Source organism: Micromonospora sp. NPDC049801 (assembly GCF_040656575.1).
Classification (GTDB): domain Bacteria; phylum Actinomycetota; class Actinomycetes; order Mycobacteriales; family Micromonosporaceae; genus Micromonospora.
In genome coordinates this window covers 102,722-128,840 of the sequence record NZ_JBFAMS010000015.1, presented here as the reverse complement: position 1 = coordinate 128,840, position 26,119 = coordinate 102,722, and the positions used below count along the sequence as shown (strand labels likewise).

Below are 26,119 nucleotides of genomic sequence, written 5' to 3'. Positions count from 1 at the left end.
CTCCACCGGTGACGGCAGCAGGACGAGGGAGGATGTCGCGATGATCGGAATGGTGCTCGCGGCCGGGGCGGGGCGCCGGCTGCGCCCGTACACCGACACGCTGCCGAAGGCGCTGGTGCCGGTGGACGGCGAGATCACGATCCTGGACATCGCGCTGGGCAACCTCGCCGAGGTCGGGCTCACCGACATCGTGATCGTGGTCGGCTACGCGGCGGACGCGGTCCTCGTGCGGCAGGCCGAGCTGGAGAAGAAGTACGGGGTCACGCTCACCCTGGTGCACAACGACAAGGCCGAGGAGTGGAACAACGCGTACTCCCTCTGGCTGGCCCGGGAGCACTTCGCGCGCGGCGTGCTGCTGGTCAACGGCGACACCGTGCACCCGGTGAGCGTGGAGAAGACCCTGCTGGCCGAGCGCGGACCGGGCATCCTGCTCGCGGTGGACACCCTCAAGCCGCTGGCCGAGGAGGAGATGAAGACCACCTTCGACGCCGCCGGCCAGCTCACCCGGATCACCAAGATCATGGATCCGGGCGAGGCGTACGGGGAGTACATCGGCGCGACGCTGATCGAGCCGCAGGTCGCCGACGCGCTCGCCGACGCCCTCGAGGCGACCTGGCGGCGGGACCCGAACCTCTACTACGAGGACGGCTACCAGGAGTTCGCCGACCGTGGTGGCGAGGTCCGGGCCGCGCCGATCGGTGACGTCCCGTGGGTCGAGGTCGACAACCACGCCGACCTGGCCCGCGCGCGGGAGATCGCGTGCCGCTACTAGCCCGGAGCGTCCTCACCCCGCTGCACATCGACGTGCGACGCGGGGCGGTCGCCGACCTGGCCGCGATCCTGGCCGACGGGCGGATCTCCTCCGGCGGCGACGTCGCGGTGGTGCTCGGCCCGGGTCAGGGCGCCCAGATCGCCGAGCTGATCCAACCGTCGCTGCGCTCGGCGGACGTCTTCACCGTCTCCGGCGGGACGCTCGAGGCCGCCGACGACCTGGGCGGCAAGCTCCGCACCCGCTCGTACGACGCGGTCGTCGGCATCGGCGGTGGCAAGACGATAGACGTCGCCAAGTACGCCGCCACCCGCCGAGGGCTGCCGATGGTGTCGGTGGCGACCAGCCTCGCCAACGACGGGATCGGCTCCCCGGTGGCCAGCCTCATCACGGACGGGATCAAGGGCTCCTACGGGGTGCACATCCCGATCGCGGTGATCGTTGACCTGGACTTCGTGGAGAGCGGCCCGGACCGGCACAACCGGGCCGGCATCGGCGACGTGGTCAGCAACATCAGCGCGCTGGCCGACTGGGAGCTGGCCCGGCAGGTACGCGGTGAGCCGGTCGATGGACTGGCCGCCTCGCTCTCCCGGGCGGGCGCCGAAGCGGTGCTCAACCACCCCGGCGACATGAGCGACGACTCCTTCGTGACCGTCCTCGCCGAGGCGTTGATCTCCAGCGGCCTGGCGATGGCGGTCTGCGGCACCAGCCGTCCGTCCAGCGGCGGCTGCCACGAGATCATGCACGCGGTCGACTCCCTCTTCCCCGGCACCGCCTCGCACGGCGAGCTGGCCGGGCTGGGGGCGTTGTTCTGTACCTGGCTGCGCGGTGACCAACGCCGCTTCGCGGAGATGTCCGCCTGCCTCGCCCGGCACGGTCTGCCCCGGCTCCCCGCCGAGGTGGCGCTCACCGACGACCAGTTCGTGGAGGCGGTGCAGTTCGCGCCGCGTACCCGCCCGGACCGGTACACCATCCTCGAGCACCTGGCCCTGTCGCCTACCGAGACGCGGGAGCGGCTGGCAGACTACGCCGGTGCAATCCGCGACCAGCTTGGCTGACCCCCGTCCCACCGTCGCCGACTTCCACCGGGTCAACCGGGGCGGCGGCCTGTTCAGCGAGTCGATCAGCCAGTGGCTCGGCGCGGTGTTCGCGCTGGTCGCGCAACGCCTCGGGCTGCGCCCGACCGCGCTGACCCTCACCAACCTGGTGCTCGGGCTGGCCACCTCGATCTCCGTGGTCGCGCTCGCCGGTCCGGTCGCCGACGGGGACGTACCGGCCTGGGTCGTCGGCCTGATCGCCCTGGTCGGCTGGCAGGTGGCGTACTCCCTGGACTGCGCCGACGGGCAGCTCGCCCGGGTGACCGGCCAGGGCAGCGCGGCCGGGGCCCGGATCGACGTGCTCTGCGACGTGGCCGCGCAGATCGCCCTGGTGGCCGCGCTGGCCGCCACCGCCGTCGCGCAGGAGCCGTCCACCCCGACCTGGCTGGTGGCCACCTTCGCGGGCACCTGGATGGTCAACCTGGTCACCTCGGTGATGCAGGCCGGCCCGAACGCCGCCAGCATGGTCACCTCGACCTCGCTGCCCGTACGCCTCGTGAAGCTGGTCCGCGACTACGGCGCGGTCGTCTTCGTGGCCGCCCTGGTCCTCGCCGCAGCGCCCGCGCTGGCGCTCTGGGTGCTTGTCGCGTTCACCATCGTCAACGGCGGCTTCCTGCTGGCGAGCATCGCCTTCTCCGCCCGCGCCTCGCTGCGCTGACCCCACCCCCGCCGCGTTCCGCAAGATCCGCAGCCTCCCTGCGCTGACCCGCCCGCGGCTGCGTTTCACAAGATCCGCACAACTTCCCCGAAACTGCTGCCTCCTGGATGTGGGAGGCAGCAGTTTCCCTGATGTCGTGTAGATCTTGCCGCGCCCGTGCGCCCGAAACGACCGCAGTGGTGTCCTGACCCGACGCCCGCCGACAAGATCGTGCTCGAACCAGGAAACAGTGCCATCCGGCCGCCCCGAGGCCACTAGATCCTGGATCAAGCACGATCTCGCGGGGGCGCGGGGTGTCGGCGTGTGGGTTGAGGGAAGGCAACCCGTTGGCATCGGGGCGTCTCGTCTTCGCCGTCGGCAGCGCTGCCCTCACGGTCCCGCAGGCGGTTCAGAACCGCGGTCTTCCGCGCGTTGTTGGCGGAGTTGTTCGAGGATGGCGGTGTCGGCTTCGAGGTCGGGGTGGTCGACCTGCCGGTCGAGGTCGACGACCTGTTCGAGTTCCCGGATCGCCTGGTCGAGGTCACCCCCCGCCCGGTGGGCCATCGCGATGTTGTACCGGGTGACGGCTTCGCCGGCCCGGTCGCCCACCTCCCGCTGGATGGGCAGGGCCTGGTGATAGTGGTCCAGAGCCCGCTGCCGATCCCCTGAACCGGCGTACACGTGGCCGATGTTGCTGAGGGTGGTGGCTTCGCCGGCCTGGTCGCCGACCTCCCGCGTAATGGGGAGGGCCTGGTGATAGTGGTCCAGGGCCTGCTGCCGATCCCCTGAACCGGCGTACGCGTGGCCGATGTTGCTGAGGGTGGTGGCTTCGACGGCCCGGTCGCCGACCTCCCGCGTAATGGGGAGTGCCTGGTGGTAGTAGTCGAAGGCCCGCTGCCGATCCCCCAACCGGCTGTACACGTGGCCGATGTTGTTGAGGGCGGTAGCTTCGCCGGCCCGGGCGCCGACCTCCCTCAGGATGGGCAAGGCCTGGTGGTAGTGGTCGAGGGCCCGCTGCCGATCCCCCAACCGGTTGTAGACGCTGCCGATGTTGTTGAGGGCGGCGGCTTCGCCGACCCGGTCGCCGGCCTGCTGGTACAAGGTCAGGGCCTGCTGGTAGTCCTCCAGTGCCGGCCAGGGCCGACCGGTCGACGACCGGGCCCAGCCACGCTGATAGAGGGCATCGGCGTCCGGGCCGAGGGTCAGGGTCGCGGTAGCCATGGCCTCGACCGCGGCGAACCGCGACGTATCCAGCCACACCTGACACACGCGGGCACCGAGGTCCCGGGCGATCGCCGGCAGCCGACCAGCGACAGCAAGCCGATGCACCTCCACGTGTCGGGCGACGGTGGTCGCCGCAGCGGGGGCGACGGGGCGCGGTCGCGGCGTTCCCCGACCCGCCATGCCCGACCCACCTCGCTCCTCCTGCTGCTACCGGTTGCCGACGCGGCGGTTGCCGAGGGTCGGACCGCGACACCACCGGCATGCGGCGGTGGCATCGGCCGTCATTGTTCTTCCCACGATGGCCGGGATGCGCTAAGCGCGTCGGAAACCCGTCACCTGAGGCGGACTCATCGAGCGGTCCCGGGAAGCGGATGAAACGTACAGTAGCCGCCAAGGTCCGCCCGTCGATCACTTAGCCGAGGCCGGACGTGGGCGGTCCTGGGCCGGCTTGACCGGGCGTACCGGGGGAGGGCGCGGGCGATGGGAAACGCCACGGTGCAGGTGTCCGGGGCGCAAGCCGCGAGCTGGGCGGCGGAGCTGCGGGCCGCGCTGGTCGGGGCCGTGGGGCCGAACGACAGCGTCGCCCCTTCCGATGGCCACTGACCCGAGGGACCTCGCCCGATGGGTCGAGGTGCATCGGCTTGCTGTCGTCGGGCGGCAGCCGGCGATCGCCGGGGATGTCGGTGCCCGGGTGTGTCAGGTGTGGCTGGATACGTCGCGGTTCGCGGCGGTCGAGGCCATGGCCACCGCGACCCTGACCCTCGGCCCGGACGCCGACGCCCTCTATCGGCGTGGCTGGGCGCGGGCGTCAACCGGTCGGCCCTGGCCGGCACTGGAGGACTACCAGCAGGCCCTGACCTTGTACCAGCAGGCCGGCAACCGGGCCGGCGAAGCCGCCGCCCTCAACAACATCGGCAGCGTGTACGACAAGCTGGGGGATCGGCGGCTGGCTCTCGACCACTACCACCAAGCCCTCCCCATCCTGAGGGAGGTCGGCAACCGGGCCGGCGAGGCCGCCACCCTCAACAACATCGGCCACGTGTACAACCGGTTGGGGGATCGGCGGCAGGCTCTCGACCACTACCACCAAGCCCTCCCCATTGGTAGGGAGGTCGGCGACCGGGCCGGCGAAGCCGCCACCCTCAACAACATCGGCCTCGCGTACCACGGTTTAGGGGATCGGCAGCAGGCCCTCGACCACTACCAGCAAGCCCTCCCCATCCAGCGGAACGTCGGCAACCGGGCCGGTGAAGCCGCCACCCTCAACAACATCGGCAGCGTCCACAACAGTTTGGGGGATCGGCAGCAGGCCCTCGACCACTACCACCAGGCTTTCGGCATTGCGCGGGAAGTCGGCGACCGGGCCGGCGAAGCCACCATCCTCAACAACATCGGCCACGTGTACGACGGTTTAGGGGATCGGCAGCAGGCCCTCGACCACTACCAGCAGGCCCTCCCCATCCAGCGGAACGTCGGCAACCGGGCCGGCGAAGCCGTCACCCTCAACAACATCGGCAGCGTTCACAACCGGTTGGGGGATCGGCAACAGGCCCTCGACCACTACCACCAAGCCCTCTTTATCCAGCGGGAGGTCGGCGACCGGGCCGGCGAAGCCGTCACTCGGTACAACATCGCGATGGCCCACGGGGCGGGGGGTGACCTCGACCAGGCGATCCGGGAACTCGAACACGTCGTCGACCTGGACCGGCAGGTCGACCGCCCCGACCTCGAAGCCGACACCGCCCTCCTCGAACAACTCCGCCAACAACGCTCCCTGCCCAACACCTGAGCGGTGATCAACCTTTCGGCAGGTTCGGGGTCAACGGCGGCGGGCCACGTCGGCGTAGATGTCCAGGTGGCGCTTGATGACCACGTCGGGGTGAAACGTCTGCTCGTACCGCAGCCGGGCCGGTGCGGCGAGCGCGGCGGCGCCAGCCCGCGCGACCGGGAGCGCTGCGGCCAACGCGGCCGGGTCCGGCGGGACCACCCAGCCGGCGGTGCCGGTGACCAGGCCGGCCGGCACCGCAGGCGGACCTGCCGGCGGCGGGGAATGGCCGGCGACGGCGGAGGCGATCTCGGCGGGCCCGGTGCCGGCGGGCTCGTGCGGGGCGTCGGCCCCGACCAGGTACGGAATGCCGCCCAGCGCCGTCCCCAGCACCGGCCGGCCGCTCGCCAACGCCTCGATGATCACGGTGGGCAGCACGTCGTGCCACATCGCGGCGGCGATCACCACCGCGCTCGCCTCGACTGCGGCCTGCACGCCGGCCCGGTCGAGCTGACCGAGGTAGACCACGTCGGGTCGTTCGGCGGCGGCTGCCTCCACGAGCGGGCGCAGCTCGCCGTCACCGGCCACCCGCAGCGTGCCCAGCGAACCCACCGGATGCCGCCGCCAAGCGTCCAGCAGCAGGTCGACGCCCTTCTCGGGGGAGAGCCGGGCCAGGTAGAGGAACCCGTCACCCAGCGGCGACGGTCGGCCCGGGTCGGGGATCGCGTTCGGCTTCACGACGATCCGGTCGTCCGGGATGCCGTAGTCGCGGAGGTGGTCGGCGATGGCCGTGGTGAGCGCGATGTACCGGTCCACGGAGCGCCAGGTGCCCCGGTGCACGGCCAGGGTGGTCGCCATCAGCGCGCTCTGCGCCGCCGAGTCGCGGTAGCACCGGTGCCTGATCGCCGGCACGCCCAGCGCCCGGCCCTTGCAGTCCTGGCAGATCACCCCGTCGCGGAAGTAGATCCCCGAGGAGCAGACCTGCCGGTAGTTGTGCACCGTCTGCACCACCGGCACGCCGTGCCGGTGCGCGGTCCGCACCACCCAGGGCGAGATCAGAGGGTACGGGTTGTGCAGGTGCAGGACGTCCGGTCGGTGCTCGGTGAGCAGCCGGCTCAGGTCCTGCTGTGCGCGGGGCGCCCAGATCGGTGAGATCGGCAGCAGCGCCTTGGCGGCCTTCGACATCGAGGGGATCTCGTCCGAGCTGCGGATGAAGGGCAGCACCTCGACACCGGCGGCGGTGAGCTGGGCGATCTCCGCGTCGACGATGGTGTTCTCGCCGGAGGGCTGAGCTTCCCGGTACCGGTTGTGCGCCACCACGATTCTCACGGGAAAGAAGGCTACCGTTGGCTGGTGCCCGAACTACCGGAGGTTGAAGCGCTCGCGGGTTACCTGCGGCAGCGCGCGGTGGGGCGGCGTGTCGACCGGCTGGAGATCGCCGCGATCAGCGCCCTGAAGACGTACGATCCGGCACCCACCGCCGTCGCCGGCAAGGCGGTGGTCGACGCCCGTCGGCACGGCAAGTTCCTCGACGTGGTGATCGAGGGTGACCTGCATCTCGTGGTTCATCTGGCCCGGGCAGGCTGGCTGCACTACCGGGAGGCGTTCCCGGCCACCACCCCGTTGCGCCCCGGCAAGGGCCCGATCGCCGTGCGGGTCCGGCTCGACGACGGCTCCGGCTTCGACCTCACCGAGGCCGGTACGCAGAAGAAGCTGGCCGCCTACCTGGTCACCGACCCGGCGGCGGTACCCGGGGTGGCCAAGCTGGGGCCGGACGCGCTCGCCGCCGACCTGCCCACCTTCGCCGAGCGGCTGCGCAGCCGACGCGGGCAGGTCAAGGGGGTGCTGACCGACCAGTCGGTGCTGTCCGGGGTGGGCAACGCGTACTCCGACGAGATCCTGCACGCCGCGAAGCTGTCTCCGTTCGCGATCACCGATCGGCTCACGGACGCCCAGCTCGCCACCCTGCACGCGGCGACACGGCAGGTGCTCGGGGACGCCGTCGAGCGGTCCCTCGGTCAGCGTGCCGCCGAACTCAAGGGCGAGAAGCGATCCGGGTTGAAGGTGCACGCCCGTACCGGCCTGCCCTGCCCGGTCTGTGGCGACACCGTCCGGGAAGTCTCGTTCGCCGACTCGAGCCTGCAGTACTGCGCCACCTGTCAGACCGGCGGCAAGCCGCTGGCTGACCGACGGTTGTCCCGTCTCGTACGGTGAGTAATCCCACGAGGCGACTACAGAGCGGAATCGACCCGAGTGAGCCGAACCTCCGGTCCACCGTTCTCGCCACAGGCGTATCCATCGGTATAGTGGCCCGGTCCCCGGCTTCTGAAATGGTGCGGAGCCGGCCAGATCCCGCCGACACCATCGGTCGCCAATCTCCTGCGGGGCGGCGACCGGCCGGAGCCCGCGTGGGAGACTGGGACGGTGGGCGACCCGGGCCCTCACGGCGAGTGAGCGGCACGTGTCATGCGGGAGGACATGGGTGAGGTGACGGCAAGCCTCCAGCGCCCGGTATCCAACGAAGGCCGGAGCAGACTCGTGCGGCACGTCGACAGCTTCGAGATCCAGCCGCCGACGCCGCCGTCACACAACGGCGTCCCTCGGTCGGCGTGGGCCAGGGCGCGACGACGTGTCTCCCGTTGGCACCGCCCCTACACCGCGATCCTGCTGCTGCTCGACTTCGGCGCGGCGGCGTTCGCCAGTTGGATCGCGATCCAACTCTTCGACCAGGCCGCCTCGGGTTTCTCGGGCACCAACCAGGACCCGACCTGGTTCCACACCATCTCCTACCTCCTGCTGCCGCTGGGCTGGGTGGTCATCCTCTGGAGCAACCGGGCGTACGACCGGCGCTATCTGGGGCTCGGCCCGGACGAGTTCAAGCGGGTCATCAGGGCCGCGGTCACGGTGGCGGCCAGCGTCTCCTTCCTCGCCTTCGCCACCAAGACCGCGCTGTCGCGGTGGACGGTGGGCACGGCGCTGCTCGGGGCGCTGCTGCTGATCCTGTGGGGCCGTTTCGTGGCCCGCTGGGCGCTGCACTACATCCGTCGGCGGGCCGGTCAGGCCGCGCACCGGATGGTGCTGGTCGGCACCCTGCCGGAGTGCCTGGAGGTCTACGCGGCGGTCACCCGTAGCCCGGCCGCCGGCCTGATGCCGGTCGCCATCCACATCACCGACGGCTACGCGGCGGCCCGCGGGGTGCCGACACCGGTGCCGGTGCACTCGGGCCGGGACGTCCTGGCCCTGGTCCGCGAGGTCGGCGGGGACACCATCGCCGTGTGCGGGTCGGCCAGCGCCGAGCCGGGCGAGCTGCGCCGACTGGCCTGGCAGCTCGAAGGCTCCGGGGTCGATCTCGTGGTCGCCCCGCAGTTGACCGACATCGCCGGCCCGCGTGTGCACATCCGGCCGATCGAGGGTCTGCCGCTGCTGCACGTCGAGGAGCCGACGCTCTCCGGGCCGGCGCTGCTGGCCAAGAACCTGATGGACCGGGTCGCCGCCGGCCTGGGCCTGCTGCTGCTGATCCCGCTCTTCATCTCGATCGCGGTGGCGATCCGAATCTCCGACCGCGGGCCGGTCTTCTTCCGCCAGCCCCGGGTGGGGCACGAGGGACGCACGTTCCGGGTGTGGAAGTTCCGGACGATGTACGTCGACGCCGAGGACCGGCTGGCCAGCCTCACCGACCAGAACGAGACCGACGGCATGCTGTTCAAGATGAAGCAGGACCCCCGGGTCTTCCCGGTGGGTCGCTTCCTGCGGGCCTCGTCGCTGGACGAGCTGCCGCAGTTGATCAACGTGCTCTGGGGTGAGATGTCGCTGGTCGGACCGCGCCCGCTGCCCGCCGACGACGGCGACTTCCTGGGCGACGTGCGACGCCGGCTGCTGGTGCGCCCCGGCATGACCGGGCTGTGGCAGGTCTCCGGCCGCTCCGACCTGTCGTGGGACGAGGCCGTCCGGCTCGACCTCTACTACGTCGACAACTGGTCGCTGGCGTACGACCTCAGCATCCTGTGGCGGACGGTCGGTGTGGTGCTCGCCCGCAAGGGCGCCTACTAGCGCGGGCGGCGGCGAGCCGTCAGGATCGCTGCGTGGGTGGCAACCTCTCCGCCGTCGTCGGCGTCGTCTCGCTGGTCACCGCGCTGACCGCGGCTCTGCTGGCGGTGCTGCGACTGCGCGCCCGGCGCGGCATCGCCACCGCCACCCAGCGGGCCACCTACGAGGTGCTGCACACCGCCGGGCTGGCCGCCGAACCGCTCCGGGCGGGGCTGAGCGCGGCCGGCGCGGCGAAGGCCGTACGCCATCTGCGGGCCCTGGTGGGCGCGGTGGGGCTGGCGCTCACGGACGCCGACGAGGTGCTCGCCCTCGACGGACGCGGCACGCACCACGGCGAGCAGCTGCTGGCGGCGGCCCAGCGGTCGATCAGCTCCGGGCGGTCGACGGTGCTCGGGGAGTCCGACCTGCGCTGCGACCGGGTGGACTGCCCGATCCGGGGTGCGGTGGTCGCGCCCCTGCACGGCGCCGACGCCCGGGTGGTCGGGGCGCTGGTGGCGATCGCCGACAACGCGCCGGCGCCGGGGCTGGTGCAGGCGACCCTGGAGACCGCGCACTGGGCCGGCAACCAGCTCGCCCTGGCCGAGCTGGACTCGTCCCGGGAGCGGCTGGCGCGGGCCGAGATCCGGGCGCTGCGGGCGCAGATCAGCCCACACTTCATCTACAACGCGTTGACCGCGATCGGCTCGTTCGTCCGCACCGACCCGGAGCGCGCCCGGGAGTTGATCCTGGAGTTCGCGGAGTTCACCAGGTACTCGTTCCGGGCGCACGGGGAGTTCACCACCCTCGCCGAGGAGCTGCGGTCGATCGACCGGTACCTGACGATCGAGCGGGCCCGCTTCGGCGACCGGTTGCAGGTGCGGTTGCAGATCGCGCCGGAGGTGCTGCCGGTGACGCTGCCGTTCCTGTGCCTCCAGCCGCTGGTGGAGAACGCCGTCCGGCACGGGTTGTCCCGCAAGCCGGGCACGGGCATGGTGAGCATCGAGGCCCGGGACGCGGGCGCCGAATGCCACATCACGGTGGAGGACGACGGGGTGGGTATGGATCCGACCGCGCTGACCGCCGGCATCGCCGAGCTGGCCCGCAGCACCGGCGACCCGGGTGACGACACGGGCCAGCACGTCGGCCTCTCGAACGTCGACGAGCGGCTGCGCTCGGTCTTCGGTGATCGTTTCGGGCTGGTCGTCGAGACCGGGCTGGGCTCGGGCACGCGGGTGAGCGTGCGGGTGCCGAAGTTCCACCCGGGCGTACGGGCCGGCTCGTGACCACCGGGTTCCTGCGGGTGTTGGCGGTGGACGACGAGCCGCCGGCACTCGACGAGTTGGCCTACCACCTGCGGGCCGATCCCCGGGTGGCCCGCCTGCACACGGCCGGGGACGCCACGGAGGCGCTGCGGCTGCTGCGCGACGGCGACGTGGACGTGGTCTTCCTGGACATCCGGATGCCCGGCCTGGACGGCATGGAGCTGGCCCGGGTGCTGCGGCGGTTCGCCCGGCCACCGGCGATCGTCTTCGTCACCGCGTACGACGACGGCGCGGTGGACGCCTTCGACCTGGGCGCCACGGACTATGTCCGCAAACCCGTACGCGCCGAACGGCTGGCCGAGTCGCTGCGGCGGGTGATCGGTTCGCGGGTGGTGCCGTCACACCCGGCGGCGCTGGCCCGCGCCGAGGAGGATCCGACCATCCCGATCGAGCTGGCCGGGACGACCCGGATGCTGCCGCGCTCGGCGGTGCGCTGGGTGGAGGCGCAGGGCGATTACGCGCGGCTGCACACCGCCGAGGGGTCGCACCTGGTACGGGTTTCGCTCGCCACGCTTGCCGAGCGTTGGGCGGACGCGGGTTTCGTGCGGGTGCACCGGTCGTACCTGGTGCAGTTGAAGTTGATCGCCGAACTGCGTCTGGTGAACTCCGGCTACGTGGTGGTGGTCGACTCCACCGAGCTGCCGGTGAGCCGGCGGCACACCCGCGAGCTGAAGGACAAGCTGGTCAGGGCGGCGAAGCAGGATTGGAGTCGCTGAACCGGGAATGCGCCCGACCATCCCGTACGTTGTACGCTAGGTCGTACGACAACCCGGGAGGCCGCCGTGCACGAAACTCCGTTCAACGCCGAGACCGAGTTCGACAGCCAGCTCGACCGCCTGCTGAAGTTGGGCTATCCGGCCCTGGCCGGGATGACCGAGAGCGCCTTCCGCGACCTGGTCGCGCCCCTGCGGGCGCGAGCGGTCGACGGTGCCGCCGGCCTGCCCGCGCCCACCGACGCCCGGGTGCCGTTCCTGCTGGTCGTCACGCGCGACCTGATCGGCGTGGAGCCCCGACTCGAACTCACCACCCTGGCCGGCAAGCGCAAGCCCGGCTTCCTCGACCGGCACTACGCCGAGGACGACCTGCCGCGCTTCGACCCCATCAAGGAGCTGGAGGTGCCCGCCGGGCCGGCGTACCTCCTCTTCGACGTCGACCGTGGTGAGGAGTTCCGCAACCTCGCCCCGGCGGCGGCCATGGAGGGTATGACCGCCCAGGATCGGCTTCCGCTCACCATCGACGAGGGGCTCGCCTTCATCACGCTGTACCCCGAGGCGCTGGCCAGCAACAGGTGCTTCTCGCTGGTCGGATCACGGTGCGGCGACAAGCGGGTGCCGGCGCTGTGGATCAGCCAGGGCGCGCCGAAGCTCGGCTGGTGCTGGTACGGCAACCCGCACACCTGGCTCGGCTCCGCCTCGGCCCGCCCCGAGCGCGTCGGCCTGGACTGAACCCGGCAACCACCGAGCAGAGGCCAGGTCAGAAGATGTCGGCGAGCGCAAGCGTGAGCGGGAACGGCTGCTCACTGCGGTAGACCTCGCCCGCTGGCATGACGACCTGCTCCCGGTAACCGCCGGGCGCGTTCACGAGCACCGTCACGGTCTGCTTGCGGGGCTCCACCAGCCAGTAGCGGGGAATGCCGGCCGCCGCGTACTCGTGCCGGTTGAGCACCAGGTCGCGGCCGGCGTTGCTCGGCGAGATCACCTCGACGACGAGGAGCACGTCGACCGGGTCGAGCGCGGCGCCACCCCGATCCATCGCGCTCTCGCGCGCGACGAACAGATCCGGAACGAAGTACGACGAGCGCTTCGCGCTGACGCCGATGTCCTGCCCGACAAGCAGACCAGCCGGTGCCTGCCGGTCGAGGATTCGGCGGAGGCGGTTGGCGACCGCGCCGTGGAAGACGTCCGCATGGGGGGACACGAGCAGGCTCCCGTCGAAGATCTCGTAGACCTGGTTGTCCTCGGGGAGGGCCTGGAGGTCGTCCACCGTCCAGGCGTCACCTCGGCCGGGCCGGGCAGGGTTGGTCACCGTCACACCTCCTCTCTACCGGTCCACCCTGACAGCTCGGTTGGTCGTCCACAACGAGCCTCGGACGTTCGGGGAGGCCGGCGGCCATTGCCGCCGAGTTATCCACAGGGCTGACCGGTTCTCCACAGGTTGTTCACAACGCCACCCACTGATCTCCACGGTGGCTCCCTACAGTCAGACCCCATGAAGGAACGCCGCGTCCTGGTCGTCGAGGACGAACGCACCATCGCCGAGTCGGTCGCCGCCCGACTCCGCGCCGAGGGTTTCGCGGTGGAGATCGCCACGGACGGCCCCAGCGCGGTTGAGCGGTTCCGGACCGGGCAGCCGGACCTTGTCGTCCTCGACGTGATGCTGCCCGGGTTCGACGGTCTGGAGGTGTGCCGGCGTATCCAGGCCGTCCGGCCGGTTCCGGTGCTGATGCTCACCGCCCGCGACGACGAGACCGATCTGCTGGTCGGGCTCGCCGTCGGCGCGGACGACTACCTCACCAAGCCGTTCTCGATGCGCGAGCTGGCTGCCCGCGTCCACGTGCTGCTGCGCCGGATGGAACGGGCCGCGACCCCCGCGCCACCCGCCATCCGCCTCGGCGACATCGAGATCAACGAAGCCGAACGGCGGGTTCGCCGGGCCGGCGCGGACGTGCACCTCACGCCGACCGAGTTCGACCTCCTGCTGCACCTCGCCGGCCGACCCCGGACGGTGCTTCCCCGGGAACGACTGCTCGCCGACGTCTGGGGCTGGGCCGACGGCACCGGCACCCGCACGGTGGACAGCCACGTGAAGGCCTTGCGCCGCAAACTCGGCGCCGACCTCATCCGGACCGTCCACGGCGTCGGATACGCCCTGGAGGTTCCCGCGTGACCGGCCGGCAGGTGGACTGGCTGAACCGGGTGCTTCCCCGCCCCCTCGACCCGGTCCGCTCGATCAAGATGAAGCTCGGTGTCCTGCTGGTCGCCTCCTGGGCGGTGGCCATCGGCTACTTCTGGTACGGCATCGGCTGGCTCCCACCGGGCACGGCGATCACCGCCATCTGCATCGCGCTGGTCACCTCGCAGGTGCTCGCCCACGGGATGACCTCGCCGCTGCGCGAGATGACGGCCGCCGCCGGGGTGATGGCCCGCGGCGACTACACCCGTCGGGTACGCGCCACCTCCCGGGACGAGGTGGGCGAGCTGGCCCAGGCGTTCAACAAGATGGCCGAGGACCTGCACGCGGCGGACCAGCGGCGGCGTGAGCTGATCGCCAACGTCTCCCACGAGCTGCGGACGCCGATCACCGCGTTGCAGGGCGTACTGGAGAACATGGTGGACGGGGTGGCCGAGCCGGAGCCGGCGGCACTGCGCGCGGCGTTGTCCCAGACCGAGCGGCTCGGTCATCTCGTCGCCGACCTGCTCGACCTGTCCCGTCTCGACGCCGGGGTGGTGCCACTGCGCCGGGTCACCATCGACGTGGGGGACTTCCTCGACGAGGCGGTGGAGCACGCCACCGCCAGCGCGGCCGGCGCGGGGCTGGACGTGGACTTCCGGCTGCACGAGTTGGCGACGCCGTTGACCGTGCACGCCGACCCGTGGCGGTTGCACCAGGTCTTCACCAACCTGCTCGACAACGCGGCGCGACACAGTCCGCCGGGCGGCACCGTGCGGGTGAGCGCCGAGGAACACGCCGGCCAGCTCCACTTCGAGGTCAGCGACGAGGGACCGGGCATCCCGACGGCCGAGCGGTCGCGGGTGTTCGAACGATTCACCCGCGGCGACCGCGCCGCCGGGGGTGGAACCGGCCTCGGCCTCGCCATCGCCCGCTGGGTCGTCGAACTCCACGGCGGCCGGATCGCGGTCCTCGACCCGGTCAGCGCCGCCAAGGGCGCCCGTCCGGGCTGCCGCATCCAGGTCACCATCCCGAACAACGGCCCAGACCGAGGAGAGGTCGCATGACCACCCCTGGCAGCACTCCGCCGCCGACCAGCGGCCCGGCGACGCGAGTCGCCGAAGCACCGGCACGGCCGACCGCCAACCCGTCGGCACCGCCGACCGGAGGCCCAGCGGCACCGCCGACCGGTCGCCCAGCGGCACCGCCGACCGGCCCCGCCGGACGGCCGCTTCCGGCCTGGCCCCAGCCGATGGCGGCTGTACCCCGGCCACCGTCGCTGATCGAGCGGCGCTGGCCAGGGCCATCGGGTGCCGCGCGCCCGCTCGTCCTGGCGGCCCTCACGGCGGCTGCCGTCCTCGGCGCGTCGACGATCACGATGGTTCGTCCCGGACTCGGCTGGCTGGTGGCCGTGCTGGCCGGCACCGCCGCGCTGGCCGTCGCCGCCGTCGTTCGGGGGAAGCCGTCGACCACTCCACCCGCGTCGGCGACACCGACGCCACCGACCACCTCACCCAGTCCGACGAGTCCGGCGACCCAGCCCAGCGCAACCGGCCAGCCCAGCCCGGCTACCCCGGCCGCCCCGACGGCCCAGGTCACCTCGACCACGCCGGCCACGGCGGCCGGTCCGGCCGGTCCGGCCGCTCCGACCACGCCGACGGCCCAGGCCACGCCGACGGCCCAGGCCACGCCGACGGCCCAGGCCACGCCAACCACCCCCACCACGCCGGCGGACCGGGCCACGCCGACGGACGGGGTAACCCCGGCGGCCATCGCCCGTCCCGATGCCACGGGGGCATCGGGGCGGGCGGCGCAGGTCGTCTGGGCCGCCGCGACCGTCGCGTTGGTGGGCGTGGGTACCCTCCGGGCAGCCGGCTGGCTCTTCGCGCTCTGCCTGCTCGCCGCCGTGGTGACCGGGACGCTCGCGGTGACCGGCGGGCGGAGCCCGCTCGGGATGCTGCTGGCCGCGACCCTGCCGCCGGCCGCGACGGTACGGGCGCTCCCCTGGGCGGTACGCGGGCTGCGCGACACCCGACCGGCCGGCTCGGGGATCGCCGTCGGACGGGTCCTGACCAGCGTGGCGATCTCCGCCGGTCTGCTGATGCTGTTCGGCCTGCTCTTCTCCTCCGCCGACGCGGTCTTCGCCGACCTGGTCAGCGGCTTGTTGCCCGACATCTCGGTTCCCGGCACCATCGGGTGGACGTTCCGTCTGCTGCTGATCGGTGGCGGTCTGCTGGGTGCCGCGTACCTGGTCAGTCGACCGCCCAACCTCGACGGCCTGCGGCCTGGGCCGGCGCGGCCGGCGCACCGGCTCGAGTGGACGCTTCCGCTGGTGCTGCTCGACGCCCTGTTCGCGGCGTTCGTACTGGTCCAGTTGACGGTGCTGTTCGGTGGCTCGGGGCACGTGCTGCGCACGGCAGGGCTCACCTACGCGCGGTACGCGCGCGGCGGCTTCTGGCAACTGCTCGCCGTCACCGGGCTCACCCTGCTGGTGATCGCCGTCGCCGCCCGTCGGGCACCGAAGGCCACACGGACCGACCGGCTGCTCGTCCGCGCGCTGCTCGGGGCGCTGACCGCGCTCAGCCTGGTGATCGTGGCCTCGGCGCTCTACCGGATGCAGGTCTACGCCGACGCGTACGGCGCCACCCGCCTGCGGCTCGTCGTGGCAACCGTCGAACTGTGGCTCGGGCTGCTGTTCGTGCTGGTCGGCGTGGCCGTGGTACGGCTGCGGGCCACCTGGCTGCCCCGACTGGTGATCGGCACGGCGGTACTGGCGCTGCTCGGGCTGGCCCTGGTCAACCCCGATCGGCTGATCGCCGACCGGAACGTCGACAGGTACCTGCAGACCGGCCGGTTGGACGTCGACTACGTGTCCGGCCTCTCGGCGGACGCCGTACCCGCCCTGGCCCGGCTGCCCGAGCCGATGCGGATCTGCGCGCTGTCCCGGCTCGCCGTCGAACTGCCACGGGACGGTGTCTGGGCGACGAACCTCGGACGGGAGCGCGCCCGCCCCGAGCTGGACCGGATCCCGGTGATCGGCCCGGCCTCGCACTGCCTCGTCCCGCGTGGCTGGTGAGCGTCGACGCTTGACAATCCGGCGAGGCGGGCAAGACTGCCGGGGTGGCCAAGCAACTCCCTGACGTGGGGTCGGGCGGTGCGGTTCCGCCGCCCCGCCGGGCCCGGATCGTGTTGGCCGACATCACCCGGCGCGACACGCGCTCCGAGCGGACCCGCGCCGAGCTGGCCCAGCAGACCCAGGTCGGCGAGGCGCTGGTCCGTGGCCTGGTCCGGGCCCAGCTCGCGCTGGCGTTGCGGTTGTCGCTGGTGGTCGTCATCGGGCTGGGCGGGTTGCCCTGGCTGTTCGCCATCGCGCCGTCGCTCGGCCGGACCACCGTGGCCGGCGTCAACCTGCCCTGGCTGCTGCTCGGGGTGGCGTCGTTCCCGTTCCTGATCGCGGTGGGCTGGGCGTACGTGCGGCTGGCCGAGCGCAACGAGCAGGACTTCACCGACCTGGTGCAGCGGCCGGAGCACTGAGGTGGGCAACGACTACGTGGTTCCGGCCATCGTCGCGGTCACCCTGGTCACCGTCGGCATCGGCTTCTACGGGCTGCGGCTGGCCCGGACCACGTCAGATTTCCTGGTCGCCTCGCGGGCGATCAGTCCGACCTGGAACGCTGCCGCCATCGGTGGGGAGTACCTGTCGGCCGCGAGCTTCCTCGGCATCGCCGGCCTGGTCCTCAAGTACGGCGTGGACGTGCTCTGGTACCCGGTCGGCTTCGCCGCCGGCTACCTGGCCCTCCTGCTGTTCGTGGCCGCGCCGCTGCGCCGCTCCGGCGCGTTCACGCTGCCCGACTTCTGTGAACTACGGCTCGGGTCACGCCGCCTGCGCATCCTCGCCACCGCCTTCGTGATCTTCATCGGCTGGCTCTACCTGGTGCCGCAGTTACAGGGTGCCGGGCTCACGCTGGCCACGGTGGCCGGCTCCCCGTACCCGGTGGGTGCCCTTCTGGTCGCGGCCGTGGTCACCGCGAACGTGGCGCTCGGCGGGATGCGGGCCATCACCTTCGTCCAGGCCTTCCAGTACTGGCTCAAGTTGACCGCTCTCGCCGTACCCGTGATCTTCTTGGCGCTGCAGTGGCAGGCCGATGCCCGCCCGGCGGTGACACCGCCGGACGGGCCGACGTTCCGGGCCGCGACCACCGTCGTGGTCGAGCACCGCGCGACCCTCACCCTGGCCGACGGTGAGATTCGGGAGGTACGCCCCGGCGACGAGCTGTCGTTCGCCGCCGGTGACCCGGTGCCGGAGGTGTCCGGGGTGGCCACCGACGCGGCGGACTGGTTGCTGCCCAGCGCCGCCGGCGCCGACGACCGGGGCCTGTTCGGCACGTACTCGCTGATCCTGGCCACCTTCCTGGGCACGATGGGTCTCCCGCACGTGCTGGTCCGCTTCTACACCAACCCCGACGGCGCGGCGGCACGGCGGACGACGCTCGTGGTGCTGGCCCTGGTCGGCGTCTTCTACCTGCTACCCACCCTGTACGGGGTGCTGGGCCGGATCTACACCCCGCAACTGCTCGTCAGCGGGCAGACCGACGCGGTGGTGGTCCTGCTGCCCGGCGCGGTCCTCGGTGACGGGCTCACCGGGCGGCTGCTCGCCGCGCTGGTCTCGGCGGGAGCGTTCGCCGCCTTCCTGTCCACCTCGTCGGGCCTGCTGACCAGCGTCGCCGGGGTGATCTCGACGGACGTGCTCGGCCGCGGCTCGGTACGCGGCTTCCGCTGGGCGACCGTCATCGCCGGGGGCGTACCGGCGGTGCTGGCCCTGCACGTCTCCGGCCTGGACGTCTCACAGGTGGTCGGGTTGGCCTTCGCGGTCGCCGCGTCGAGCTTCTGCCCGCTGCTGGTGCTCGGCATCTGGTGGCGCGGTCTGACCGACCTGGGCGCGGCCGCCGGTGTGCTGGCCGGCGGCGGGGCGGCGATCGGCGCGGTGCTGGTGACCGTCCTCGGCCCGCCGCTGTCCGGCTGGCCCGCCACCCTCACCGCGCAGCCGGCCGCCTGGACGGTGCCGCTGGCCTTCACCGTGATGGTCGCGGTGTCGATGGCGACCCGCCGCCGAGCACCGGCCGACGTAGCGGCCACCATGCTCCGCCTCCACACCCCCGAAGCCCTGCGCCTGTAGCCCCCCGCCCCCCGCCCCCTCCGCCCCCGCCCCCCCGCGCCCCGGCCCCGCGCCCCGCGCCCCGCGCCCCGCGCCCCGCGCCCCGCGCCCCGCGATCTTGTAGTTTCTGTGGCGACAAAGACGACATCTCACGCTTATGGACAACCGAAACTGCAAGATCGGCGCCGCGAGGGCGTTGATCCACTCGGGATCACTGAAATAGGGGTGTCCGGGCGGAGGGGATACCGCAGCATCACGAAACACGAGTGGATCAAGCCGGGCGGCTACGCCTCCGGAATGATCGTGCGTCCGCCTGTCGCCGGACGGCGGATCTGGCGGTCGGCGGATAACGTCGGGCCATGACTGGTGAACATCCCGCGCTCGTGCTGCGTGGTCTGGCTAAACGGTTCGACGGCACGGTCGCGGTCGCCGGTGTCGACCTGGACGTACCGGCCGGGTCCTTCTACGGGCTGCTCGGCCCGAACGGGGCCGGCAAGACCACCACCCTGTCGATGGCGGTCGGCCTGCTACGGCCGGACGCCGGCTCGGCGTGGGTGCTCGGCCAGGACGTGTGGCGCGACCCGGTCACGGCCAAGCAGTTGCTCGGCGTGATGCCCGACGGCGTCCGGCTGTTCGACCGGCTCAGCGGCGCGGAACTGCTGGCGTACCACGGGCTGCTGCGGGGGATGGACCCGGCAGTGGTCGACCAGCGGGCCGCGGAGCTGCTGGACGTCCTGGCGCTCGGCGACGCCGGCCGGACGCTGGTGGTGGACTACTCGGCGGGCATGAAGAAGAAGATCGGCCTGGCCTGCGCGTTGCTGCACGCGCCCCGGGTGCTGGTGCTGGACGAGCCGTTCGAGGCGGTCGACCCGGTGTCGGCGGCGCTGATCCGCGACATTCTCACCCGGTACGCGGCCGGCGGCGGCACGGTGGTCTTCTCCAGTCACGTGATGGAGGTCGTCGAGCGGCTGTGCTCGCACGTGGCGATCCTGGCCCAGGGCACCATCAAGCGGGTCGGCACGATCGCGGACGTCCGGGGCGACCGGTCGCTGGAACAGGTCTTCGTCGAGGTGGTCGGCGGGCGCACCGCGACCGGTGACGAGTTGTCATGGCTGTCTCGGTGAACCGGGCCACCGCGGCCACCGCACCCGCCGCTCCGGCGCGACGGGTCTCCGCGCGGCACTTCGTACGGCTCAAGCTCCGGGTGATGGGCAACAACTTCCGGGGCCAGGGCTGGCGGATCGCGATGTTCGTCGGCGGGGCGCTGGTCGGCCTCTGGCTCGCGGCCAGCGGCTTCTTCCTGTTCGCCGCGCCGGGCATGACGGGCAACGGCCGGTACGCGGTGCTGGTCGCGGCGGCCGGCGGGGGCCTGCTGGTGCTCGGTTGGCTGCTGCTGCCGCTGGTCTTCTTCGGGGTGGACGAGACACTGGACCCGGCCCGGTTCGCGCTGCTGCCGCTGCCGCGCCGCACCCTTGTCGTCGGCCTGTTCGCCGCCGCGCTGGTCAGCGTGCCGGTGCTGGCGGCGTCGATCGCCTCGCTGGGGCTGGTACTGACCGCCTGGGCGCTGGGCGGCTGGTCCGCCGGTGTCGTGGCCGTGCTCGGCGTACTCGCCGGGTTGTTGCTCTGTGTGGCCGCGAGCCGCGCGGTGACCAGCGCCTTCGCCAGCATGCTGCGGTCCCGTCGGGTACGCGACCTGGCCGCCGTGCTGTTGGCGGTGACCGCCGCGCTACTCGGCCCGTTGCAGGTGTTCGGCCTGGCGGCGCTGCGCCAGACGGACTGGACCCGACTGACCGGAGCCGCGTCGGTGCTCGGGTGGACGCCGTTCGGGGCGCCGTGGACCGCCGGCATCGACGTGGCACAGGGACGGGTGTGGGCCGCCCCGCTCAAGCTGCTGATCACGCTGGCGGCGATCGGCGCGCTGCTGGCCTGGTGGTCGCGGTCGCTGGAGTCGGCGATGGTGGGCTCGGCGACCGCCGGCCGGGCACCGGCGCGACGCGGCGTCGACGGCGGCGCGGTCGCCCAACTCTTCCCCCGGGCCGCCACCTGGGCGCGGCGGGACCGGTTCGGCGCGCTCGTCGCCCGGGAGGCCCGCTACTGGTGGCGGGACGCCCGCCGCCGAGCCAACCTGATCACCATCGCGGTGGTCGGCATCTTCGTGCCCGTCCTGATCAACGTCATGGGCGGCGACTTCGCGGCCGAGAACGCGGGGTTCACGGCGGCCGCCAGCGACAGCTCACCGGTCGTGGTCACCATCTCGCTTCTCTTCGTCGGCGTACTCGCCTCGGTCACCCTGGCCAACCAGTTCGGCTTCGACGGCAGCGCGTACGCCGCGAACGTCGTGGCTGGCGTGCCGGGTCGCGTCGAGCTGCGCGCGCGGATGACCGCCTTCTCGCTGTACGTCCTGCCGATGCTGGCGATCATCGCAGTGGTGCTGTCGGCGCTGCTCAGCCGACCGGAGTGGATCGGGCTGATGGTGGGCAGTCTGCTCGCCACCTACGGTGCGGGATTGGCGGTGAACAGTTTCGTCTCGGTGCTCGGGGCGTACTCGCTGCCGGAGACGAGCAACCCGTTCGGGATGAACAGCGGTGCGGGCATGGCGAAGGGGCTGCTCACCCTGCTGGCCATGGTCACCTCGGCGGCCGTCGCGGTGCCGATGGTGGTGGCCGCCGCGCTGCTCGGCGAGGCCTGGCTGTGGCTGGCCCTTCCGGTCGGCGCGGCGTACGGGCTGGGTGCGGCCCTGCTCGGCGCTTACCTGGCCGGTGACGTGCTGGACCGACGTCAGCCGGAACTGCTCGCCACCGTCACGCCACGCCGCTAGGCGGCCGGGCCGCGAGACGCGTGGGCAGCGAGGAATCCGGTCCAGGCCGACGGGCTGAACGTGAGCACCGGGCCGGACCGATCCTTGCTGTCCCGCACCAGCACGACACCCGGCAGATTGTCCGCCACCTCGACGCAGTTGCCGCCGGAGTCGGTCGACCGGATAGAGGTGCGCCAGCGCGGCTCAATCATCGTCACGGTGTCACCTTCAGCTTCCGAATCAGGTCCATTGACGCACCTGTGGACAGTGCTTCGCCGAGCAGACTATCCCATTTGCGATCAATCAATCGGAGCGTCTGCGGTTCATCCATGACGTGTCCGCGAGCGGCATTCTCCAGGTAGAGCACCCCTTCCCCGTCAGGCAGATCGGCGAATACGAAGCCGCCACCGAACCCGACATGCTCACCGACGCTCAATGGAATGACGTGCAGCCGCACGAACGGAAGGTCCGCCACCTCAAGCAGTCGACCGAGTTGGGCATTGAGCACGGCGTGACCCCCCACGGGGCGATGCAGGCCCATTTCATCCACCACGAAGACGCAGTGCGGCGGCACCTCCCGGGACAACAGCCGTTGACGTTCCAGGCGAACCGCGACAAGTTCGTCGACCACGGCCGGCGGCTGCAATCCACCCGCCGAGATGACAGCGCGGGCATACTCCTCGGTCTGCAACAGGCCGGGCACCAGGCATGCCTCGAAGGCTCGGAGGCGCGTCGCCCGCTGCTCGTAGCCGCGCCACGGGACGAACCAGGATGGGCCGTGTTCCTGGTCCGCAGCCTTGAGGAGTTCGGCGAGGAGGCCGCCGGTGGCCAGGGCTTCGTCGGCGGCCACCGCGAATTCCATCGTCGGTCGGCGACGGCCGGTCTCGATGGCGGCCACCGTGGACGGACTCCACCTGATCAGGGTCGCCAGCGCCTCCTGGGACACGTCGGCACCGGCGCGGGCGGCCTTCAACGCCCGTACCCACATCTCGATGTTCATCCTTACCTCTCCGGTAAGTACGTGACTGCGCAGCGTAGTAAGCCCTGGAATCCTCCCGTGTCCGCGCCGCGCCGTCCAGGGTGGAGAGCACGCGGCCCGGCTGGTGGAGGCGATGACCCGGCGGTCGGTCCTGCGTCGGGGCCGTCCCGGTCACTCCCCCGATCGGGGCGGCCCTCGCATCCACTGGGAGGAGGTCAGCCGTGCTCGGATTCATTCCTGGTCGGGGCGGGGCGCGGTGGTCGTACTCGATGAGGAACGTGGCGGCGACGACCGTGCCGGGCGCGATCGAGCCGGCACACGGCGGTGCGGCGCGTCTCGCGCGGGGACCTGACACCCCAACGAGCGTGATGCCTGTCAGTCATCAAGATGACTCACCGGCATCACGCTCACCGAAGTGTTGCCTCCCGCCAGCCGCCGGCGGTGCGGAGTGAGTCGGCCGCACCTGCCGATGCGACCGCTGTGGCGGTGTCGCGGCTGCGGCGCGCACTGGCCCTGCCAACCGGCGCGGCTGGCGTTGCTGGCCGAGTACCGGGACGACCGCACGGCGCTGCTGTTCTACCTGGGCACGCTGATGGCGGAGGCGGGCGATCAGCTCGCCCGGCTGAGCGGGCGACCCGCCGACCTGCACGCACGTTTTCTGGGCTGGGTGCGCGGCCGGGGCGGCACAATGTTTCACGTGAATCATGAGCCGGGCGCCGAGATCCACCACACCGATCCGTTCGCGGTGCCGGCCGGGCAACGGTCGCCGGCCCGCCGGCTGCGGGGTCGGCTCGCCGCGCCGGTCACCCTCTGGACGGCGCCCGGCCCGGCGGGTCTGACGGTCGCGTCGACACTGGTCGCCGAGGGGGAGCCGGACCGGCTGCTCGGGCTGATCGACCCGGAGTCCGACCTCTGGGCCGCCGTCGAGGAGGCGGGTCGGTTCGCCGTCGCGCCGCTCGGCCCGCCACACCGGCAGCTCGCCGACCGCTTCGCCGGCCTCTTTCCCGCGCCGGGAGGGCTCTTCGCCTCCGGCGGGTGGACCGACACGCCCTACGGGCCGGTGCCGTCCGACGCCGGCGGCTGGGCGGGGTGCCGGCTGGACACCGCCCGGGAGTACGGCTGGGGCCTGCTGGTGGAGGCCACCATCGAGGCCGTCGACCTGGCCGAGGACACCACCCCGCTGCTGCACTACCGGGGGCGGTACCTCGAGCTGCCGGGCTGACCAGGGGCCTGGGAGCGCGACCGGTCACCGGGGTGACGTAGGTCACTCGGCGCACCCAGCCAACCGCTCGGCGCACTCGACGACCGGCGTCGATCTCGACCTTCCCCGGCGGGGAGCGTGCCTCCTACGGTGCGCGCAACTACCCCCGACGCCTGTGAAGGTGGTGATCCACAGATGTCCACGGACACACCCGCGCCGACCGCTTCCCAGCCGGACAAGTACCTGGCCGTACAACAGTCAGACGAGTTCGCCGGGTTGCGGCGCGCGTTGCGCGGCTTCGTCTTCCCGATGACCGTCGCGTTCTTCCTGTGGTACGCGCTCTACGTCATTCTCTCCGCGTACGCCCGGGACTTCATGGGCACGAAGCTGTTCGGCAGCAACATCAACGTTGCCCTGGTCTTCGGCCTACTCCAGTTCGTCTCGACGTTCCTGATCGCCTGGCTTTACTCCCGGTACGCCGACCGGAAGATCGACCCGGTGGCCGACCGCATCCGTGCCGAGATCGGGGAGGTGACCCACGATGACGGTCCACGCGGCTGACCTGCTCCTCGCGGCCGACGCGACGAACCACACGGCCCGCAACCTGACCATCACGCTGTTCCTGGTGTTCGTGGCGGTGACCCTGGGCATCACCATCTGGGCCAGCCGGCAGACCAAGACGGCCACGGACTTCTACGCCGGCGGCCGCTCCTTCTCCGGTTTCCAGAACGGCATGGCGATCGGTGGCGACTACATGTCGGCCGCCTCGTTCCTCGGCATCGCCGGCATCATCGCGCTCTACGGCTACGACGGCTTCCTCTACTCGATCGGCTTCCTGGTCGCCTGGCTGGTGGCCCTCCTGCTGGTCGCGGAGCTGCTGCGCAACTCCGGCCGGTACACGATGGCCGACGTGCTGGCGTTCCGGATGCGGCAGCGTCCGGTGCGTACGGCGGCTGCCGTCTCCACCATCACCGTCTCGATCTTCTATCTGCTCGCCCAGATGGTCGGCGCCGGCGCGCTCGTCGCGCTGCTGCTCGGCATCAAGCCCGGGACGACCTTCCTCGGCATGGATGCCGCCACGGCCAAGGTGGCGACCATCATCATGGTCGGCGCCCTGATGATCATCTACGTGACCGTGGGTGGCATGAAGGGCACCACGTACGTGCAGATCGTCAAGGCGTTCCTGCTGATGAGCGGCGCCCTGCTGATGACCGTGCTGGTGCTGGCGAAGTACCACTTCAACCTGTCCGAGCTGCTCGGCGCCGCCGCCTCCGCGTCCGGCAAGGGCGACAAACTCCTGGAACCGGGCCTGCGGTACGGGGTGGAGGTCGCCGGGAACGCCACGCAGACGTTCTACAACAAGATGGACCTGCTCTCGCTCGGCATCGCCCTGGTGCTCGGCACGGCCGGTCTGCCGCACATCCTGATCCGCTTCTACACCGTGCCGACCGCCAAGGCGGCCCGTAAGAGCGTGCTCTGGGCCATCGGCATCATCGGCACCTTCTACCTGCTCACCCTGGCCCTCGGCTTCGGCGCGGCGGCGATGGTGGGTGGTCCGGCGATCATCGCGCAGGACAAGGCCGGCAACACCGCCGCGCCGCAGTTGGCCGAGGCGCTCGGCCTGGAGTTCTTCGGCGGTGACCTGGGTGGCGCGGCCCTGCTGGCGATCATCGCGGCGGTCGCCTTCGCCACCATCCTGGCCGTGGTCGCCGGATTGACCCTGGCCTCCTCGTCCAGCCTGGCCCACGACTTCTACGCGAACGTCCTGAAGAAGGGCGAGACGTCCGAGCGCCAGGAGGTACGGGTCGCCCGGATCTCCGCCCTGGTCATCGGCGCGATCTCGATCCTGCTGTCGATCTACGCGCAGAACCTCAACGTGGCGTTCCTCGTGGCGTTGGCCTTCGCGGTCGCCGCCTCGGGCAACCTGCCGGCGATCCTCTACAGCCTGTTCTGGAAGCGGTTCAACACCTCCGGAGCGGTATGGGCGATCTACGGCGGTCTGATCTCGGCCGTGGTGCTGGTGTTCTTCTCACCGGTGGTGTCGGGCGCGGCGACGTCGATGTTCCCGGACCACGACTGGCAGTGGTTCCCGCTGTCCAACCCGGGCATCCTGTCCATCCCGTTCGGGTTCCTCTGCGGGTTCGTCGGCACGCTCATCTCGAAGGAGCACGACGAGGACAAGTACGCCGAGCTGGAGGTCCGCGCTCTCACCGGCGCGGGTGCGCACTGACGCGCTAGCTGTTAGGAAGGGCCCCCTG

The 26,119-nt window shown here is 71.6% G+C and carries 25 protein-coding genes; 20 read left to right on the top strand and 5 right to left on the bottom strand.

Translation table 11 applies throughout. From position 1 onward, the window contains the following. Positions 1 to 40 precede the first annotated feature (40 nt). Genes AB0I89_RS25515 through AB0I89_RS25505 form a run of 3 tightly spaced genes read left to right on the top strand, consistent with a single transcriptional unit; the run spans position 41 to position 2,524 of the window. Positions 41 to 772 carry a phosphocholine cytidylyltransferase family protein gene (locus AB0I89_RS25515; RefSeq protein WP_357131571.1) on the top strand — a complete coding sequence of 244 codons (732 nt, stop codon included), beginning with the start codon at positions 41 to 43 and terminating at the stop codon, positions 770 to 772. Then, positions 760 to 1,827, top strand: coding sequence for an iron-containing alcohol dehydrogenase family protein (locus AB0I89_RS25510; protein WP_357131568.1), 1,068 nt, complete (start codon positions 760 to 762; stop codon positions 1,825 to 1,827). The genes AB0I89_RS25515 and AB0I89_RS25510 overlap by 13 nt, the downstream gene beginning before the upstream one ends. Next, entirely contained in the window at positions 1,802 to 2,524 is a 723-nt protein-coding gene (locus AB0I89_RS25505) for a CDP-alcohol phosphatidyltransferase family protein (RefSeq protein ID WP_357131565.1), read from the top strand. Before AB0I89_RS25510 ends, AB0I89_RS25505 begins: the two co-directional genes overlap by 26 nt. 369 nt (positions 2,525 to 2,893) lie before the next feature. Here AB0I89_RS25505 and AB0I89_RS25500 read toward each other — a convergent pair whose 3' ends face one another. Next, complete coding sequence (locus AB0I89_RS25500) at positions 2,894 to 3,907, bottom strand: tetratricopeptide repeat protein (protein ID WP_357131562.1); 1,014 nt, start codon at positions 3,905 to 3,907, stop codon at positions 2,894 to 2,896. A 300-nt stretch (positions 3,908 to 4,207) separates the two neighbouring features. Between AB0I89_RS25500 and AB0I89_RS25495 the strand changes: the two genes are divergently transcribed. Further along, positions 4,208 to 4,330, top strand: coding sequence for a hypothetical protein (locus AB0I89_RS25495; RefSeq protein WP_357131559.1), 123 nt, complete (start codon positions 4,208 to 4,210; stop codon positions 4,328 to 4,330). Then, positions 4,320 to 5,516, top strand: a complete 1,197-nt coding sequence (locus AB0I89_RS25490; protein ID WP_357131556.1) for a tetratricopeptide repeat protein — start codon at positions 4,320 to 4,322, stop codon at positions 5,514 to 5,516. Before AB0I89_RS25495 ends, AB0I89_RS25490 begins: the two co-directional genes overlap by 11 nt. 30 nt (positions 5,517 to 5,546) lie before the next feature. Here the strand turns inward: AB0I89_RS25490 and AB0I89_RS25485 are convergent, their stop codons facing one another. Next, positions 5,547 to 6,821 (bottom strand): glycosyltransferase, encoded by a 1,275-nt coding sequence (locus AB0I89_RS25485; protein WP_357131553.1) that lies wholly within the window; start codon positions 6,819 to 6,821, stop codon positions 5,547 to 5,549. A gap of 24 nt (positions 6,822 to 6,845) precedes the next feature. On the opposite strand from AB0I89_RS25485, the gene AB0I89_RS25480 reads away from it, so the two are divergent. From AB0I89_RS25480 to AB0I89_RS25460, 5 genes are all read left to right on the top strand, one after another. Then, positions 6,846 to 7,706: a DNA-formamidopyrimidine glycosylase family protein gene (locus AB0I89_RS25480; RefSeq protein WP_357131550.1), complete on the top strand. Its 861-nt coding sequence runs from the start codon at positions 6,846 to 6,848 to the stop codon at positions 7,704 to 7,706. A 264-nt stretch (positions 7,707 to 7,970) separates the two neighbouring features. Further along, complete coding sequence (locus tag AB0I89_RS25475) at positions 7,971 to 9,542, top strand: sugar transferase (RefSeq protein ID WP_357131827.1); 1,572 nt, start codon at positions 7,971 to 7,973, stop codon at positions 9,540 to 9,542. Positions 9,543 to 9,574: 32 nt separating this feature from the next. Further along, positions 9,575 to 10,801 (top strand): histidine kinase, encoded by a 1,227-nt coding sequence (locus AB0I89_RS25470; protein WP_357131546.1) that lies wholly within the window; start codon positions 9,575 to 9,577, stop codon positions 10,799 to 10,801. After that, positions 10,798 to 11,556 carry a LytTR family DNA-binding domain-containing protein gene (locus AB0I89_RS25465; protein ID WP_053651534.1) on the top strand — a complete coding sequence of 253 codons (759 nt, stop codon included), beginning with the start codon at positions 10,798 to 10,800 and terminating at the stop codon, positions 11,554 to 11,556. The genes AB0I89_RS25470 and AB0I89_RS25465 overlap by 4 nt, the downstream gene beginning before the upstream one ends. Before the next feature lie 66 nt (positions 11,557 to 11,622). Then, complete coding sequence (locus AB0I89_RS25460) at positions 11,623 to 12,285, top strand: DUF5701 family protein (protein WP_357131542.1); 663 nt, start codon at positions 11,623 to 11,625, stop codon at positions 12,283 to 12,285. A gap of 28 nt (positions 12,286 to 12,313) precedes the next feature. Here AB0I89_RS25460 and AB0I89_RS25455 read toward each other — a convergent pair whose 3' ends face one another. Next, the gene (locus AB0I89_RS25455) at positions 12,314 to 12,865 is read right to left on the bottom strand and encodes a Uma2 family endonuclease (protein ID WP_357131539.1); all 552 of its coding nucleotides are present in this window, start codon (positions 12,863 to 12,865) and stop codon (positions 12,314 to 12,316) included. Between the two features lie 183 nt (positions 12,866 to 13,048). On the opposite strand from AB0I89_RS25455, the gene AB0I89_RS25450 reads away from it, so the two are divergent. The 7 genes from AB0I89_RS25450 to AB0I89_RS25420 all read left to right on the top strand — a co-directional run bounded on the left by AB0I89_RS25450 (position 13,049) and on the right by AB0I89_RS25420 (position 21,702). Continuing rightward, positions 13,049 to 13,726: a response regulator transcription factor gene (locus tag AB0I89_RS25450; protein ID WP_355048673.1), complete on the top strand. Its 678-nt coding sequence runs from the start codon at positions 13,049 to 13,051 to the stop codon at positions 13,724 to 13,726. A gap of 68 nt (positions 13,727 to 13,794) precedes the next feature. Further along, entirely contained in the window at positions 13,795 to 14,796 is a 1,002-nt protein-coding gene (locus AB0I89_RS25445) for a HAMP domain-containing sensor histidine kinase (protein ID WP_357131824.1), read from the top strand. A 185-nt stretch (positions 14,797 to 14,981) separates the two neighbouring features. After that, positions 14,982 to 16,805 carry a DUF4173 domain-containing protein gene (locus AB0I89_RS25440; protein ID WP_357131535.1) on the top strand — a complete coding sequence of 608 codons (1,824 nt, stop codon included), beginning with the start codon at positions 14,982 to 14,984 and terminating at the stop codon, positions 16,803 to 16,805. Positions 16,806 to 16,849: 44 nt separating this feature from the next. Continuing rightward, positions 16,850 to 17,263: a hypothetical protein gene (locus AB0I89_RS25435; RefSeq protein ID WP_355048671.1), complete on the top strand. Its 414-nt coding sequence runs from the start codon at positions 16,850 to 16,852 to the stop codon at positions 17,261 to 17,263. Between the two features lies 1 nt (position 17,264). Continuing rightward, a complete protein-coding gene (locus tag AB0I89_RS25430; RefSeq protein WP_357131532.1) occupies positions 17,265 to 18,905 on the top strand; it encodes a cation acetate symporter in 1,641 nt (546 codons plus the stop codon). A gap of 338 nt (positions 18,906 to 19,243) precedes the next feature. Further along, positions 19,244 to 20,008 (top strand): ABC transporter ATP-binding protein, encoded by a 765-nt coding sequence (locus tag AB0I89_RS25425; protein ID WP_355048664.1) that lies wholly within the window; start codon positions 19,244 to 19,246, stop codon positions 20,006 to 20,008. Then, entirely contained in the window at positions 19,993 to 21,702 is a 1,710-nt protein-coding gene (locus AB0I89_RS25420; RefSeq protein WP_357131529.1) for an ABC transporter permease, read from the top strand. The genes AB0I89_RS25425 and AB0I89_RS25420 overlap by 16 nt, the downstream gene beginning before the upstream one ends. Here the strand turns inward: AB0I89_RS25420 and AB0I89_RS25415 are convergent. Beyond that, positions 21,699 to 21,899, bottom strand: a complete 201-nt coding sequence (locus tag AB0I89_RS25415; RefSeq protein ID WP_357131526.1) for a DUF397 domain-containing protein — start codon at positions 21,897 to 21,899, stop codon at positions 21,699 to 21,701. The genes AB0I89_RS25420 and AB0I89_RS25415 overlap by 4 nt on opposite strands. Continuing rightward, entirely contained in the window at positions 21,896 to 22,681 is a 786-nt protein-coding gene (locus AB0I89_RS25410; RefSeq protein WP_357131523.1) for a helix-turn-helix transcriptional regulator, read from the bottom strand. Before AB0I89_RS25410 ends, AB0I89_RS25415 begins: the two co-directional genes overlap by 4 nt. Positions 22,682 to 23,129: 448 nt before the next feature. Between AB0I89_RS25410 and AB0I89_RS25405 the strand changes: the two genes are divergently transcribed. The 3 genes from AB0I89_RS25405 (at position 23,130) to AB0I89_RS25395 (ending at position 26,091) form a co-directional block, all read left to right on the top strand. Continuing rightward, positions 23,130 to 23,882, top strand: a complete 753-nt coding sequence (locus AB0I89_RS25405; RefSeq protein ID WP_357131821.1) for a flavin reductase family protein — start codon at positions 23,130 to 23,132, stop codon at positions 23,880 to 23,882. 174 nt (positions 23,883 to 24,056) lie between these two features. Further along, positions 24,057 to 24,422: a DUF485 domain-containing protein gene (locus AB0I89_RS25400; RefSeq protein WP_355048660.1), complete on the top strand. Its 366-nt coding sequence runs from the start codon at positions 24,057 to 24,059 to the stop codon at positions 24,420 to 24,422. Continuing rightward, positions 24,403 to 26,091, top strand: a complete 1,689-nt coding sequence (locus AB0I89_RS25395) for a cation acetate symporter (RefSeq protein ID WP_357131519.1) — start codon at positions 24,403 to 24,405, stop codon at positions 26,089 to 26,091. Before AB0I89_RS25400 ends, AB0I89_RS25395 begins: the two co-directional genes overlap by 20 nt. Positions 26,092 to 26,119: the final 28 nt, after the last annotated feature.